Origin of the sequence: Bacillus sp. GMa5/1 (assembly GCF_050172015.1) — a bacterium.
In the GTDB taxonomy this organism is placed as follows: domain Bacteria; phylum Bacillota; class Bacilli; order Bacillales; family Bacillaceae_G; genus Bacillus_A; species Bacillus_A cereus.
Map to the genome: position 1 here is coordinate 1 of NZ_JBNLYC010000105.1, position 15,644 is coordinate 15,644.

Here is a 15,644-nt window from a genome sequence, read left to right on the forward strand (position 1 = left end):
ATAAAACAGGGAATAAATGCTACAACAACTTGTTTACTCATAAACTCGTTTGGCTCACCATTTACATTCCAATGTACTGCCATACGATTTGGTAAATAGGGATAGAGAAATAGAGTAAGTAAAAGACAAGCGAAAAATATTCCAAGTACATACTTATATTTGATCAAGTGATTCTCACCTCTCTTTTCTCTTAACGGCTTCGCTTCTTTTAGAGAAATCCCTGCAAAAATCTACTTTTTTCAAGTTAAAACTTATACTTTATGCATTTTCTTTTTGAAATTCTTTTATTTTTTTATTTAACTTTGTAGGAAACGGCACATCAACTTCAATTGCTTCTTTCGTAATTGGATGCAAGAAATTTATCTTCATCGCATGCAATGCTTGACTGGACATATATTTTGTTTGTCCACCATATAATACATCCCCAACTAGTGGATTACCATTATGACTCATATGAACACGAATTTGATGTGTTCTACCCGTTTCTAATTGTAACGTTACGAAAGTCGTGTTTTGCTTCTTAAAATACTTTTCTACTTTATAATATGTGATAGCTTGGTCACCTTTTGGAGAAATACGACGCCTTGTAGCATGATGGCGATCCCTTCCGATAGCAGCATCAATCTTTCCTTGTTTCTTCTTTACTTTCCCTTCAACGAGCGCTGCGTACGTTCTTTTAATTTTTCTTTCCATTAATAGACGATCCATAATTGCACCAGCAATTCTATGCTTAGCAAACACGACACCACCTGTCGTATCTTTATCTAAACGATGAATATGACGCACCTTCGTCTCTAAACCTTGCATTTGAAAATGAAAAGCAACAAGATTTGCAAGCGTCCCGGTTCCACCTTTTTCAGCAGGGTGTGTGTCCATTTGCTCTGGTTTATTTACGATAAGTACGTGATCATCTTCGTATACTACATGTAATTCACCATATTCTGGATCTACACCGTACTCTTCCTCCGCAAACATATGGACTTGTAACTTATCGTTCTCTTTTAAAAGCTCATTCCATCTTCTTTGTTCCCCGTTAACCGTAACACCTTTTTCCATACGAAGCTGATGTAATAGCTTTTTCGGTATTTCCCATTCTACTTTTAATACCGATTCAATACTTATACCATTCCATTTAGCTGGAACGATAATTTCACACCATTCGCCCTTTTTCTTTGTTTCCATACTGTTTATCACCTTATTTCTATTGATTCTCTCATTGTAACGGAAAACACACTTTGATGCACTGTCAAAAATAGAGGACAGTCTTATAATAGACTGCCCCTCAAGCTCTAAGTCTTTTCATTTCTAATAATACTTCTTCAGCTTTTTGTTCATACGATAAATCTTTAAAGAAATCCGCCAACCTTTTATAATCATTGTAAGCATCTAATAAATCGTCCATCTTTTCTATTTTCATCACTTGTTGTTTTTGTTTCATTTTTACTGGATAGCGATAACCTGATACTTCTTGTATTTTGTAATACTCATCCTCTACTTGAACGACCTTTACAAGTTCTTCCTCTTCTGCATCCATCGTATACCCGTCAAATTCTCTAAGTAGTTCATAAATGATATGAGTCCATTCATCTTTTGGATAAAATCCTTTTTCTAACCGATAACCGACAATGCGATACATATGCCCATCGTTCTCAGCAAACTGTACTGTATCATTTAACTTAAACTTAAAATAACGAAACATTGCCTTCACCTACTTATTATGTAATGTTCTTATCACATACTATTTGCAAAATGTAGGCTTTGCTATTCATAAAAAATGCTCATCATATTGATGAGCATTTTTTACGATGCTTTTTCTCGTTTTTTTCGAAATGGTAACCACCAGTTCCAGTCTCCAAATAACTTCATTAAGCTTGGTACGAGCATAAGACGAATAATTGTTGCATCAAGAAATATTGCTAATGCAACGCCAAGCCCCATCTGCTTTACTGGTAAAATATCAGTAAATGCGAATGCACCAGTTACAACAATCATTATTAAAGCAGCTGATGTAATGATTCTACTTGTTGAAACGAGCCCTTCTAACGTTGCTTGATCGTTATCTCCTGTTTCTTCATAGAGCTCATGAATACGTGAAATAAGAAATACTTCATAATCCATACTAAGCCCAAATACGAGGCCAAAAATGAAGATTGGTAAGACAAACAGAACCGGACTTGCTTCTAAACCGAAATGACCACCTTCAAATAACCAAACAACAATTCCAATGGTTGCACTTAAACTAAGTATATTCATAACAATTGCCTTAATTGGAATGAGTATAGATCGGAATGCAAATAATAATATAACAAAGGTCGATCCAAATATAACAGACATACCAATTACAACTTTATCTTTAATTTCATCTTCTAATTCTTGTTGAAACGTCGTCATTCCGCCTAGATAATACGTAACATCCGTTTCTTTATAGTTCTTTTTAAAGTCACGTACCCACTGTTTTGCAGTCTCTGTACGTGGTTTTGTTTTCAAAAAGATTTCTATCGTCGTCTTATTCCCTTGCGTGTATGCTTCAAATACAGGAGTTAGTTTCGCTGATTCTGGCGACTGCAATATTCCAACAACTTGATCTGCTTTCATTCCAGTTAACCCGTCGTATAAACTTCTTACTTCATGTACTTTCTTATCATCTTTTAACTTTCGAACGACTTCTTCTATCTTTTGTAGACTTTCTTTTTCTTTCATATCTTTTTTCGTCTCTACAACTAACGTAACATCAGCGTGTGTTTTGACAGTTTCATTAAATGCTTCTTCATACTTTTCATATGCAATCCTTGTATCACTCTTTTCAGGTAAAGCTTCAACACCAGGGAACTGCAAATTAGCTGTACGTAACGGTAATAAGCAAATAACAATAAATGTTGTAACAACAATAATCATTGCAATTGGATGTTTCATCACAAATTGTGCAAATTTACGCCATGCTTTTGCCGGCGTATGTGCTACTTGATTCTTTTTTAATATTCTTTTACCTATTAACGATAATAGTGCTGGAAGAAGTGTGAGTGAGAATAAAATGCTCATAATGACAACAATCATTCCGCTAATCGCGACAGATTGAATATAATCTATCTTAAAGAAAAACAAACCGGATAACCCAACAAATACGCATAATCCTGAAAATACAATCGCACGTCCTGCCGTTTGATATGTAATTGCTATCGCTTCTTTTACCGTTCGTTTAGCAACTTCCTCTCGAAAACGGTTCACAAATAATAGCGCAAAATCAATAGATAATGCAAGTCCAATCATCGGCGCAACGTTTAACACGAAAATAGATAGTTCTTTATCAACACCGATGAAATACAATATCCCCATCGTACTAATAACACTAAGCGCCCCATTCAAAATCGGTAAAATTGATGCCAAAAGACTACCAAACGAAAATAGTAATACAAGAAACGCAATTGGTAATCCAATCATTTCTGCTACTTTTAAATCATTTTGCGTTCTTTCATTAATCTCTTGATTAATTTTCGGAAATCCTGTAGGTGTTACTTTTAATGCTACATTACTTTCTTTCTCAATCTCATCAGCAAATTGTAATGTCTTTTCCATTCTTTCTTTATTTGTTTTCCCGGAAAATAAAATTGTCGCATAACCGATGTCATCTTGTAGCATTTCTTTATTTTGGATTGGGTGATGGAAAGATTCATAGCTCTCTTTCTCTTGAACATTCTTTACAATTTCATCTATTCGCTTTTTAAATTCCTCATGCGAAGCATCTTTATTTTTCTCAAAAACGAGCAGAAGCGTATCTTGAGACTTCTTAAAATCTTGATCTAAAATTTCTTTTGTTTTTTGATAGTCGCCTTCCGTTTGGAAACCGTCACCACCTAATACTCCCGGTAGCCTTGGAGCAAAAATCCCAAGTGCGATTGCGAGCAACAGTAACGCTACAATTACTGTATAACGAAACTGATACAAAAAGGCTCCTAACTTCCCCCACTTATCAACTTTATGTACGTTTGTCTTCACACATTTTCACCTACTTTAAATAATTCAATTGTCACTTATACTGTATCACATCTTGATATAAACAAAAAACGTCTGGAAAAACTATAATAATAGTTTTTCCAGACGTTTTTCTATCTCTCTTTATTAAGCCCTAATCTCTCAGTAAGTAAACGATGGTAGTAAATCGCGATAATTAACAAAATACCACCTACGCAGTAACCAGCTAAAATATCAGTTGGGTAATGTACATTTAAAATGACTCTACTTAATCCAATCGATAAAATTACTATACCCATCAAAATCGTTGTGACACATTTCCCAGCTACGCTTTTCAAATTAGCAGCAATGATATAAGTAAGAAATCCAAATGTCATAATCGAAAGCATTGCATGTCCACTAGGAAAACTATATCCAAGTGCATCTAGCGCTTCATTTAATGACGGACGTTCTCTCTTTACAATCTCTTTTATCCCTTTATTCACAAGATGTGTTATTAAAATCCCCATTGGATATACAATCATCGCAGCATAATAACGCTTCTTCCAAAAAACAAGCAAACTTATAACGAGCGTAGTGACTATCCCAATTGCTGATCCCAATTTTGTAAAGTACGAGAAAAATATAAGAGAACTTTCCGTTTGTAGCCCTCTTACTAATCCACGGACATATGTATCCATCACTGTAACGCCACCTGCATGTACGCGCCAAGCAACAATACCAAATACAGCAAATAACAAACCGATACACATTACCTCATACTGATGTAACTTCTTCTTCAAACGATTTCCTCCTACTATGAAAAAATGCGATTTCTACTTTAGAAACCGCATTTCCTTACTTATTTACCTTTTGTTTTTAGCTCTGTCCAGTAACGATCATAGTCTTTTAACTTATCGTCTACATCAACAAGCCATTCTGTACGATCTAACTCTTCTTTCGTTAAGAAAATCATGTGATTATCACGGTATTCTTTACTATGAAGAGGATGAGCTTTTTCATTTGGATTACTGTAACCAATTGACTCGTAGTTTTTCACACTTACTTTTTCATCTAGTAAGTAGTTCATAAATTTCTCAGCAAGCTCTTTATGTTTTGCACCTTTTGGAATTGCTAACGTATCAGCCCAAATTGTGCCGCCTTCTTTCGGTACAACATATTCTACATCTTTATTATCTTTTGCGATAAATGCTGCATCTCCAGACCAAACTGTTCCGATCCAAGCATCTTCTGTAATGAATTTTTGTTTAATGTTATCTGTATCAAATGCTAATAAGTTTGGAAGCAGCTTCTTTAAATCATCTGCTGCTGTCTTTAATTGTGCATCGTCTTTCGTACTGTTTGAGAACCCGTGCTTCTTAAGACCCACTCCTAATACTTCACGAGAATCGTTCAGTAACGTTACATGTCCTTTATATTTCTCATTCCATAAGTCCGCCCAGCTTGTAGGTGCTTCTTTCACATACTTTTTATTGTATGCAATCCCTGTTACACCCCAAGTGTACACTAAAGAATATTTATTCTCTGGATCAAACGCAGGTGTTTTGAAATTAGAAACCATATTTTCGATATTCGGGATATTCTTTTTATCTAACGGCGCTAATAAGTCCATTTTCGCCATTGTTTTAACCATGTAATCAGACGGCTGGATTAAGTCATACTTTGCGCCACCAGCTTGTAATTTCGCAAGCATTTCTTCATTACTTGCGTACTTGTCATAGTTAATTTTCACATTATATTTCTTTTCAAAATCTTTTAGCACTTGCTCATCAAAATTGTCAGCCCAGCTATAAATATTTAATTCTTCTTTCTTTTCACCACAACCAGCAAGCACACCAGCAACAAGGCTAAAACTAATTGCTGCGCCAGCTATTCTTTTCATTAATTTCATCGGTTTATTACCCCCTTGTACTTTCTATATCGTTCGTATTATAAAGGAAGGTGTCCTCCAGAGTTTTCTTCACCATCTGCACCTTTATTCCGGAAGATTTCAGATAGAACCATTAATCCTACGATAGCAACAATTAAAATTGTAGAAAGAGCATTGATTTCTGGTGATACTCCGCGCTTAACCATACTGTAAATGTATAGTGGCAATGTTGTTGATCCTGGTCCTGATACGAAGAAACTAATTACAAAATCATCAATTGATAATGTGAATGTTAATAATGCTGCCGAAATAACTCCCGGTGCAATTGCTGGGAACGTTACATAACGAAACGTTTGCCAAGGCGTTGCTCCTAAATCATTTGCAGCTTCTTCTAAGTCACGTCCCATACTTGAAAGACGCGCAGCTAAAATAACAACAACAAACGAAATACTAAATGTAATATGTGCAATAATAATCGTTGTTTGTCCAAGTTCCATTCCTAACTGGCTGAAAAGAATTAGTAAAGATAATCCCATTAAAATATCAGGAATTAAAATTGGTAAATATACAAGGCCATTAATAGCCCCTTCAAAACGATATTTATAACGATGTAAAGCGATTGCAAAGAATACACCAAGTACCGTTGTCACAATCGTTGTTATAACTGCAATCGTAATACTATTTACAAATGCATCAATAACATCTTGTTTTTGAAATAAATCTGTATACCAATGGAATGTAAAACCTTCCCACTCCGCATTAATGCGAGAGTCGTTGAAAGAATAGACCATTAAAACCATCATTGGAAAATACAAGAATAACAAAATTAACCAAGAATAAGAAACTAAAAACTTCTTCATCTTTGCCTATTCCCCTCCGTTCTCATTATATTTATATACTTTCGTTGCACGATAATATAAGTAAATTAACAGAACAGAGAATAGAACAACGATAATCGATAACGCAGATCCAAACGGCCAGTCACGTGCACCTAAGAATTGATTTTGAATAACGTTTCCAATTAATGCTACTTTCGATCCGCCCATCACGTCTGATACAACAAACATTCCGATAGAAGAAACGAATACTAAAATAGAACCAGTCGCAATTCCTGACATCGTCATCGGCACTGTTATATTCCAAAATGCCTTTATTGGTGTTGCTCCTAAATCATAAGCCGCTTCTAGCTTACGCTTATCCAACTGCTCAATTGCTGCATACACTGGTAAAATCATAAATGGTAATAAAGAATAGACCATTCCGAGTATTACAGAAGGAGTATTATATAATAAATTTAACGGTTCACTAATAATGCCAAGCTTTAATAACAACGTATTCACAAGACCTTGTGAACGTAAAATAACAATCCATGCGTATGAACGAACAAGAAAGTTAATCCAAAACGGGATCGTTGCCAATAATAAAAGAATAGAGCGGTATTTGCGGTCAACAATTGTAATTGTATACGCAAACGGATAACCAATTAATAAACATATTACTGTTGTAATAACTGCAATTTTAACAGTTTCCCATAACGTTCCTAAGTATAATGGATCAAACACACGGGATATATTCTCCAGCGTAAATTGCATTTCTACTGTCCCGTAAGCTCCGCGCTGCATGAAGGCGAATCCTAATACGAATACGAGCGGGATTAGGAAGAAAATTAACAGCCACGCGACTGTAGGTAGTGCGAGTAATTTCCCTTTTTTCAATTTAAGGTCACCTCGTCCTCTTGCTCCCAGCCTACATATACATTATCTCCAATGCTCCACTGTGCTGCCTCTTCAGCAGTTTGATATGCCATTAGTAATTCTGATGTTTTCTCATCACGTACATAAAGCTTCTCCATATTTCCGACAAACTCGATATCTTCAATATGTCCAAGATGGTATTCTTTTAAAATTGACTCTTCAACCGAACGTACTTTTACATTTTCAGGGCGAATTGCTACATAGCCTTCCCCGTTTTTCACAATATTATTTTCACCGATGAATGTCGCAACGAACAATGTTTTCGGCTTATTGTAAATTTCTTTCGGTGTTCCGATTTGTTCGATATGTCCTTTATTCATAACTACAATACGATCGCTCATGCTCATTGCTTCTTCTTGATCGTGCGTTACGTATATGAACGTAATTCCTAAATTACGTTGTAAGTTTTTCAATTCACGTTGCAAGTCTTTTCGTAACTTAAAGTCAAGCGCTCCAAGTGGCTCATCTAATAGTAATACACGCGGATTATTTACAATCGCTCTTGCAATTGCAACACGCTGCTGTTGTCCACCAGAAAGCTTCGCAGGTTTACGATTACGGAACTCAAGTAACTGCGTTAAACGCATTGCCTCTTCAGCACGCTCTTTCTGCTCTGCTGCTGATACTTTCTGCATTTTCATACCAAAACAAATATTCTTCTCTACTGTCATATGTGGGAATAGTGCGTAATGTTGGAACACTAGGTTCATATGACGCTTATATGGCGGCAAATCGTTAATTCTTTCATCATCTAATAAAAGATTCCCTTTAGTTGGAGTTTCAAATCCTGCGATCATACGAAGTAACGTCGTTTTCCCGCAGCCACTCGGCCCTAAAATTGTTAAAAACTCTCCCTCTTTAATATCTAAAGAAAGAGGTGGGATAATCACTTGATTTCCAAAATGTTTTTCAACTGCTTCAACTTTAATAATCTTTTTCATTTTCCCGTCCTATCTACCTTAAATTTTAAATTTTTATATTCATGAATAAATATTTATGTTCTATAGACTATTTTTTGTTTCGATCCAAACAAAAATGGTTATTTAGCAAGCGTTCGTTTCTATTCTTTATGTAGTATGTTTGATTCATTTTCGCCTGATACATAACGTCGAACAGAAAAACCCCTTCCATTGCGAAGGGGCTATTATCATACGGCTACGCCTACTGATAAACACCATCATCATTTTAACAACTTTCGTATGAATTTTAAAGCACTTTTTGTAGAAGAGTAACGAATTTTCATGTCGAATGCTGTAGATTGGGCTAAAATGCTTTTATAATGTGAAAAAGTCCGAAAACTTTCTTTCCCATGATAACCCCCTAATCCACTACTTCCAACACCCCCAAAAGGTAAATATGGCGTAGCAAGGTGATAGACAACATCATTAATACAGCCTCCACCATATGAAATATTACTCGTCACTTTCTTTTGTACTTCTTTATCTTCAGAAAATACATATAACGCTAACGGCTTCGGATGTTGCTGGATTGTGCCAATTACATTTTCTATATTGTCGTACTCTATGATTGGTAAAATCGGACCAAAAATTTCATCTTCCATAACAGCATCTTGCCATGTAATATCCGCTAGTACTGTCGGTTCAATATGTAAAGTATCTTTCTCATAGTTTCCACCAATTACGACTTGACCATCTTGTAAGAATCCACATAATCGTTCAAAATGACGCTCACTTACAATACGCACGTAATTTTCATTTTGTAAAGGTTCTTTACTATACTGCTCTGTAATTTCATGTCGCAGTGCCTCAATTAGCTTTTCTTTCACGGAAGAATGCACGTACATATAATCAGGCGCTACACACGTCTGCCCTGCATTTAAAAACTTACCCCAAACAATTCTTCTTGCTGTCATCTCTATCTTTGCATCTTTATGTACAATACAAGGACTTTTCCCGCCAAGTTCTAAAGTGAGCGGCGTCAACTGTTTCGCTGCTGCTTCCATTACAACTTTTCCAACGCCAACACTACCAGTAAAGAAAATATAATCAAACGGTTCCTTCAGCAAAGATGTACTCTCTTCAACGCCACCTTCTACTACCGCTACAAGCTCTTCTGGGAATAATTCATCTAACATTCTCTTAAGCACTTTTGAAACGCTTGGCGTTAACTCTGACGGCTTTAAAACGATTGTATTTCCAGCTGCCAGTGCTCCTACAAGTGGTGCAATTGCTAATTGAAAAGGATAGTTCCACGGTGCAATAATAAGCGTCACACCATACGGTTCTGGCACTACTTTTCCTTTTGATCCAAAATGAGTAAGTGCTGTTCGAACTCGTTTCGGTTTACTCCACGATGACATATGTTTCAATTGAAAGGAAATTTCTTTTAATACATATCCAACTTCCGTTGTAAACGACTCGTGAACTGACTTATTTAAATCTAATTTCAATGCCTGAAATATTTCTTCTTCAAAACGCTGAATGCCTTCATAAAGCTTCTTCAAATTATTCTTTCTCATTTCGATGCTTCTCGTATGCCCTTTTAAAAAATATTCCTTTTGCCTACTTACAATAGAGGAAATACTCATTCACTCACCTTCTCCCACTATTTTTATCCAATTCTTTCATTATTTATATAAACTTCATATATAACAAATTTCTATTCTTAAGGTTACATTATATATGACTTTTTCAGCTATATAAAATTCATTGCTCACAAAAAAACTACCGAAAGAAAATCTCTCGGTAGTTTTACAGTATTAACGATATAAACGAACAGCACCTGCAGAATTATCATCAGCTTGTCCTACTACTTCAAATTTCAAACCAAGCTTCGGTAAAATACGTCCTGCATCTGGAATCTGTTGATTAATATACGTTTTAGAATCATCAAACTTCGGTACGCCTGCTAAGCCATCATACGTAAATGTTCCACGCGTTGGAGATACGACTTTCCAAGCTGGCGTTTTGTCAAATGAAAACGCTGCATCAGCGATTTGGAATCGTGTACTACTCTTAACTGTTGGTTTACCATTTAAAGTACCAACAATTGCTTCTGGATGAGAATCAACTACACCAAGGAAACCGTGTCCTGGATGTACACCAACCCAGTTATCTGTATAAGCTGAATCTGCATACCATACAACCATACCAGTGTTAAATACTGGACCGCGAGCAAATTTCAACGCGTTATCTGCCCCAGCATAGTTTCTCCACTCAACATAGTAGTTATGTTTTTTCTTCTCTGTTCCGTTAGATACAACGAAACCATCTAATTTTAATTGTGGTGTACCTTCTGCATCATCAGAGAATACTACTTTACCATCTACTGTTAATGAAGCATTATCAAGAGCGAATCCATTTAATGCTAAACCACCATCAGTAATGTAATCAAATGTTAATTTTACTTTTTTGCCTTTGAATTGACTTAAATCATATGATTTGTCAATCCATTTTCCATTTGTCGAATCTGCATTTCCACTATTTGCTTTCTCACCAAGTCTTTCAATTAACGTTTGTTTACCATCTTCTGTTACAGCGTGTACTTCAAGGAAATCATAACCTGCTTCAATCTCATATAATGACTTGAAATCAAATTTTGCATTCGTTGCATTCGTTAAATCGAACAACGGTGTTTCCATCTTCGTATGAAGATCGTCACCTTTTGTGCTGTAGTAATACTGTTTTCCAAATGCTGGCTCAATTGTTTTAACATCTTTATCTGGTAAGTTAACACGGATCATACCTGGTCTTGCTGATTTCGTAACACTTTGATCCAAATATGTCGCTAGACCGATACCTTTATTTAATTTCTCGTAATCTACTTCTACGATATTTGCCCAGTTACCACCGATTGTTTTTTGGAAAAACTCTTTATTTTGTGGTGAGAAACTCGTTGGCGTCGTTCCAGCGATTTTACCAGCCCAGCTTCCGCCACTCATAATAGACCAAGCTTCAATCGGCTCACCTTGACCACTATATTGTGTATCGTACTCATCTGGAAGACCTAAATCGTGACCATATTCATGTGCGAATACACCAACTGCTCCATCTTCTGGTTCAATTGTGTAGTCGAATGCTGCCATCTTTCCACCCCAATATGGTACTTTCGCTTGTGTACCTTCAATTGGGAATGGCTTTGGTCCAACTGTCCAACGGTGCGACCAAATTGCATCATCGCCTAATTTACCACCGCCTGCTTCTTGTCCAACACCCGCATGAATAATCATTAAGTGATCGATTAAACCGTCTGGTTGATTTTTATTCCCATCACCATTTACATCGTATTGATCAAATTGGTCGAACTCTGATAAATCAATACCACTATCTACAGCTGCTTTTAATGCATCTTTTACTAAATCACGTGGCCCTTTTGGTCCTTTATTATCATGGCCTCCGCCCGGAGCATCTGCACCGTAATCAGCAGCTTTACCAGGAACTGTTAACCATTTTGTAACTGTTCCGTCTACAGTATAACTACCACCAGATTGCTCTTCGTAATATTGTTTAAACGTTTCAATTTTACTTCCATCATCTAATGTGAATGGCTCGTTGCCGAATAACATTTTTTCATAATGTTCTTTATTAAAATCGTTAGAATACATATATCCAGGCTCTTTGTCGATATTATTATGTTTAAAGTCAGCGTACTCTACAAGTAAAACGAGTACTTTGTCTTTACGAACTTCACCGTTATAGTCTTTTTGTTTCGCTGGAGAAGTTGGTACTTTACCATTTAGACCGCCTTTAACTGGGCCTGTCGCTGCAGGTGTGCCTGTTGCTGGTTGATTTAATTTTTCTTTCGTGTCTGCTTTCGCATCTTTCACTTTCTTTAAAAAGTCAGATGCATCTTTCGTAAGTTGGTCCCCATTCGCTGCTTCTTTCCCAGGATTTTCACCCTTTTTGTTCTCTACATACTTTTCGACTGCTTTCTTTGTTTCTGTCTCTGAAGCCTTCGAATCAATTACCCCACGTTTTTTTAATGCATCTGCTAAACGTTCTTCCGGAATTAAATGATCATCCACTGGGCTCGTAGCTGTTTTATTCACAGGCGTTTCAGCATATGCAGATTGAGTGCCAGCTCCGAATGAAAGGCCTAATACAGCTGTCAATGCGATTGATGACAAAACTTTGAACGGTTTCTTGTTCATCCCTTATTTCCTCCCCTAATAAATAATATGTATTACAAATTAAATTTTATTAAAAATTCAATATTTTTTCAATATTTAGTCATATTATGTAATGTTTTTAATATATTTGTAAAAATTTCATAGTTAGCATACGAATATATCACAATTCAACAATGTTTTCTGAAAATATTGAAAGTTTTTATCGAACAATTTATAATTTCCATAGAGGGAGTTTAATGGGGATTTTATCTTTGTTTCATCTACACAATATTTGATAATTCACTATATAAAACACAAAATCGGATTTCATTATCATGTATTCTGTAGCAGCAATTATGACCGATAATTAGGGAGGAATTACATTTGTACAAAGATAAGACAGACGCACTGGATCAAGAATGGATTGATTTAATACTTGAAGCTCTAGATGCTGGTATCGCCATGCAAGACATCGAGCAATTTTTCCAACGTATGAAGCCATCCAGTCAGGCTCAATAGGTTTGTTCTTTTTAACGAAGTTTATGTTATAATAATGACATCATAAGACAACTACATATTGATAGAAAGGTGCGCAAATATGATTGGAGAACGTATAAAACGCCTTCGTTTACAAAAAGGGATTTCATTAACTGAACTTGCCGAAAAAGCTGGCGTTGCTAAATCTTACATTAGTTCTATAGAACGAAATTTACAAAAAAACCCTTCCATTCAGTTTCTTGAAAAGATCGCAGCAGTTCTACAAATTCCAGTTGATACTTTACTTCATGATGAAACAACAAAGGAAACTAACCTAGACTCCGAATGGACACAACTCGTTAAAGATGCAATGAACTCTGGTGTCTCCAAAGAACAATTTCGTGAATTTCTTGAATTTACAAAGTGGAAGCAAAATCAAAAATAATAATAGAAAGAAGTGCTTACAACCAGCACTTCTTTTTCTTTATAAAAAAAAGCGGGAATACCCGCTTTTTTTATTATTTTTCTTCCCCAGCTTCTTGGTTAGCATTGAATGTCCATTCTAAATTCAATGTATCACCTTGGAAGATATTTTGGTCTTTTCCATCATCTACAAATTCAAATTGTACCCATAGATAATCCTCTGTACCAGCTGCTAATCCACCCTTTTCTCCCCACTCAGGAGCAAAGATATCTTTAGCTAAAAGATCTGGATCAACTTTTTGTAAGTCTGCTAAAGTTGTTTCGTATACAGGCTCACTTTGTTTATCCCAGTTCCAAAGGAATTTTACTTTAACGTGCTTACCAAAGTCTTCACCAGCATTATCACCTTTTGCATCTTTAACAGTATACTTTGTTGCTAATTTAACGTCTTTAATAGTTAACGAACCGCTGTTTTGTAATAAGAACTCTTTCTTAACAGAATCCCCTGGTTTTAAATCTTTAATATCTACAAGCGTCTTAGGGTTTAATGTAAGGTCTAACGTCCCAGCTGCAAATGTATTGTTTGATACTTCTTTATCGCTAAAGAATGCAAATGTTCCTCCACCAATTAAAGCTAACCCCAATGCTGCTGATGCAACTCCCATACCTAATTTCTTTTTCAGACTCACAATCAATTCCCCCTAGCTTTTTTTTATATTTTTATCACTTATTTTTCAATAAGAGATGTAAAGAAAACTATATTAGCTTAGCTAATATGCGTTCTTTTTTAAAAACCTTATGTTCATTATAACGAACAACCCTATATAAACACAACACATATTTATTAATATTTTCAGTTATTTTTATTTCTCAATATCATTTAGACTTTTCAGAAAAAAACAATGATAATTTATAACTTTTTTCACACTCAAATCATTTAATACTATAAGAAAAAAGAAAAACAAAGAGGTGAGGGCTAACGTTCCCTCACACTCGTATAAATATTACTAGTCTTGCTTATTCGTTCACTCTCTCTTACACCACATTCTTGTTTTCCGGCTGTTTCACTAAAGCAGTTACTCCGCTTTCTTTTGCTCTTCTAGCTTTTTCTGTTCTTCCGCTTTCTTCTGCTCTTCTAGCTTTTTCTGTTCTTCCGCTTTCTTTTGCTCTTCTACTTTCTTCTGTTCTTCTGCTTTCTTCTGTTCTTCTACTTTCTTCTGTTCCTCTGCTTTCTTCTGTTCCTCTGCTTTCTTCTGTTCTTCTACTTTCTTCTGTTCTTCTGCTTTCTTCTGTTCTTCTGCTTTCTTCTGTTCTTCTGCTTTCTTCTGTTCTTCTACTTTCTTCTGTTCTTCTGCTTTCTTTTGTCCTTCCGCTTCAATTGCAACGTTTAATTGTTGCTGAAGAGCCTGAATTTGCTCATCAATAGCTTTCAAGCTAATTTCTTTCTCAATATAGTCACGCTTCTCTTTGATACTGCGGAAGCCTTCATTTACATATATGGACACTTGCTGCATCGACTCATCTTTATTTACCTTTAATTCTTCTTGTATTTGATTGTAAGGAGCTTCTATTTCAGTATATACATTTTGCAGGGCTTCCTTCTCAGCAACAATTTTCTCACGCCCTTGTTGCCATACAGAAATCGCCTGTTTTATTTCTTCAATAGAAGTTGCTTTCGATTTTCCCTTCATCGTTCCATACTCACGCTCAATAAACTGTTTATGTTTCTCAGATTGCTCTTTTAACGTATTAACTGTTTTCGGAAATATAATTGCTGTAGAAAGCGTCGCTTCTACTTTCGTTTCATGAATGAACGCCGCTTCTGTATGCGTCATAATTTGAGATCCTAAATAAAACGTAATAGAACACATACACGGCAATATAAGCATCTTTTTAAAATTACGCGGTCTTTTCAGCATCTTAATCTCTCCCATCGAACATTACGTTCTTTATACAGAACATTATCTATATTATAGTAAAGAACTATTAAAATTGATAGACAAATACTAGAAAAATAGAAAAAGGGCTATCCATGTGAAGTGCACCCCAATTGTTAGACACATAATTAACAATTGGAGGTGCA

Annotated in this window: 15 protein-coding genes; 2 read left to right on the plus strand and 13 right to left on the minus strand. The window is 35.7% G+C overall.

Annotation, left to right across the window (positions count from 1 at the left end; all coding sequences use genetic code 11):
- The 11 genes from ACQGSG_RS20220 to inhA1 form a co-directional block, all read right to left on the minus strand.
- On the minus strand, positions 1–167 hold a 167-nt coding region (locus tag ACQGSG_RS20220; RefSeq protein WP_426947908.1), incomplete at its 3' end, for a DUF1648 domain-containing protein.
- 91 nt (positions 168–258) lie between these two features.
- Complete coding sequence (locus ACQGSG_RS20225) at positions 259–1,182, minus strand: RluA family pseudouridine synthase (RefSeq protein ID WP_000448320.1); 924 nt, start codon at positions 1,180–1,182, stop codon at positions 259–261.
- A gap of 100 nt (positions 1,183–1,282) precedes the next feature.
- Positions 1,283–1,699, minus strand: a complete 417-nt coding sequence (locus ACQGSG_RS20230; RefSeq protein ID WP_000490301.1) for a hypothetical protein — start codon at positions 1,697–1,699, stop codon at positions 1,283–1,285.
- 101 nt (positions 1,700–1,800) lie between these two features.
- Positions 1,801–3,993, minus strand: coding sequence for an MMPL family transporter (locus ACQGSG_RS20235; protein WP_048568808.1), 2,193 nt, complete (start codon positions 3,991–3,993; stop codon positions 1,801–1,803).
- Positions 3,994–4,103: 110 nt separating this feature from the next.
- Positions 4,104–4,751 carry a phosphatase PAP2 family protein gene (locus tag ACQGSG_RS20240; protein ID WP_000727790.1) on the minus strand — a complete coding sequence of 216 codons (648 nt, stop codon included), beginning with the start codon at positions 4,749–4,751 and terminating at the stop codon, positions 4,104–4,106.
- Positions 4,752–4,810: 59 nt separating this feature from the next.
- Positions 4,811–5,860, minus strand: a complete 1,050-nt coding sequence (gene potD / locus ACQGSG_RS20245; protein WP_000772485.1) for a spermidine/putrescine ABC transporter substrate-binding protein PotD — start codon at positions 5,858–5,860, stop codon at positions 4,811–4,813.
- Positions 5,861–5,898: 38 nt separating this feature from the next.
- Positions 5,899–6,699, minus strand: a complete 801-nt coding sequence (gene potC / locus ACQGSG_RS20250; protein WP_000714192.1) for a spermidine/putrescine ABC transporter permease PotC — start codon at positions 6,697–6,699, stop codon at positions 5,899–5,901.
- Between the two features lie 6 nt (positions 6,700–6,705).
- A complete protein-coding gene (gene potB, locus ACQGSG_RS20255) occupies positions 6,706–7,554 on the minus strand; it encodes a spermidine/putrescine ABC transporter permease PotB (protein ID WP_000715500.1) in 849 nt (282 codons plus the stop codon).
- Positions 7,551–8,534 carry a spermidine/putrescine ABC transporter ATP-binding protein PotA gene (gene potA, locus ACQGSG_RS20260; RefSeq protein WP_000720336.1) on the minus strand — a complete coding sequence of 328 codons (984 nt, stop codon included), beginning with the start codon at positions 8,532–8,534 and terminating at the stop codon, positions 7,551–7,553. Before potA ends, potB begins: the two co-directional genes overlap by 4 nt.
- 239 nt (positions 8,535–8,773) lie before the next feature.
- Positions 8,774–10,141, minus strand: a complete 1,368-nt coding sequence (locus ACQGSG_RS20265) for an aldehyde dehydrogenase (RefSeq protein WP_000028382.1) — start codon at positions 10,139–10,141, stop codon at positions 8,774–8,776.
- 171 nt (positions 10,142–10,312) lie between these two features.
- On the minus strand, positions 10,313–12,703 hold the full coding sequence (inhA1, locus tag ACQGSG_RS20270; RefSeq protein ID WP_001035946.1) for a M6 family metalloprotease immune inhibitor InhA1: 2,391 nt from the start codon (positions 12,701–12,703) through the stop codon (positions 10,313–10,315).
- 342 nt (positions 12,704–13,045) lie between these two features.
- Between inhA1 and ACQGSG_RS20275 the strand changes: the two genes are divergently transcribed.
- Together ACQGSG_RS20275 and ACQGSG_RS20280 are read left to right on the plus strand one after the other, a co-directional pair.
- Positions 13,046–13,180: an anti-repressor SinI family protein gene (locus ACQGSG_RS20275; RefSeq protein WP_000276219.1), complete on the plus strand. Its 135-nt coding sequence runs from the start codon at positions 13,046–13,048 to the stop codon at positions 13,178–13,180.
- 79 nt (positions 13,181–13,259) lie between these two features.
- A complete protein-coding gene (locus ACQGSG_RS20280; protein WP_000578885.1) occupies positions 13,260–13,583 on the plus strand; it encodes a helix-turn-helix domain-containing protein in 324 nt (107 codons plus the stop codon).
- 73 nt (positions 13,584–13,656) lie between these two features.
- Here the strand turns inward: ACQGSG_RS20280 and calY are convergent, their stop codons facing one another.
- Positions 13,657–14,250: a biofilm matrix protein CalY gene (gene calY, locus ACQGSG_RS20285; protein WP_000053713.1), complete on the minus strand. Its 594-nt coding sequence runs from the start codon at positions 14,248–14,250 to the stop codon at positions 13,657–13,659.
- Positions 14,251–14,637: 387 nt separating this feature from the next.
- On the minus strand, positions 14,638–15,480 hold the full coding sequence (locus tag ACQGSG_RS20290; RefSeq protein WP_426947906.1) for a DUF4047 domain-containing protein: 843 nt from the start codon (positions 15,478–15,480) through the stop codon (positions 14,638–14,640).
- Positions 15,481–15,644: the final 164 nt, after the last annotated feature.

Excerpts from the sequence above, each read along its gene's own strand:
- ACQGSG_RS20225 (WP_000448320.1), bottom strand. The coding sequence starts at position 1,182 with ATGGAAACAAAGAAAAAGGGCGAATGGTGTGAAATTATCGTTCCAGCT.
- ACQGSG_RS20230 (WP_000490301.1), bottom strand. The coding sequence starts at position 1,699 with ATGTTTCGTTATTTTAAGTTTAAGTTAAATGATACAGTACAGTTTGCT.
- potD (WP_000772485.1), bottom strand. The coding sequence starts at position 5,860 with ATGAAATTAATGAAAAGAATAGCTGGCGCAGCAATTAGTTTTAGCCTT.
- potC (WP_000714192.1), bottom strand. The coding sequence starts at position 6,699 with ATGAAGAAGTTTTTAGTTTCTTATTCTTGGTTAATTTTGTTATTCTTG.
- potA (WP_000720336.1), bottom strand. The coding sequence starts at position 8,534 with ATGAAAAAGATTATTAAAGTTGAAGCAGTTGAAAAACATTTTGGAAAT.
- ACQGSG_RS20265 (WP_000028382.1), bottom strand. The coding sequence starts at position 10,141 with ATGAGTATTTCCTCTATTGTAAGTAGGCAAAAGGAATATTTTTTAAAA.
- inhA1 (WP_001035946.1), bottom strand. The coding sequence starts at position 12,703 with ATGAACAAGAAACCGTTCAAAGTTTTGTCATCAATCGCATTGACAGCT.
- ACQGSG_RS20280 (WP_000578885.1), top strand. The coding sequence starts at position 13,260 with ATGATTGGAGAACGTATAAAACGCCTTCGTTTACAAAAAGGGATTTCA.
- ACQGSG_RS20290 (WP_426947906.1), bottom strand. The coding sequence starts at position 15,480 with ATGCTGAAAAGACCGCGTAATTTTAAAAAGATGCTTATATTGCCGTGT.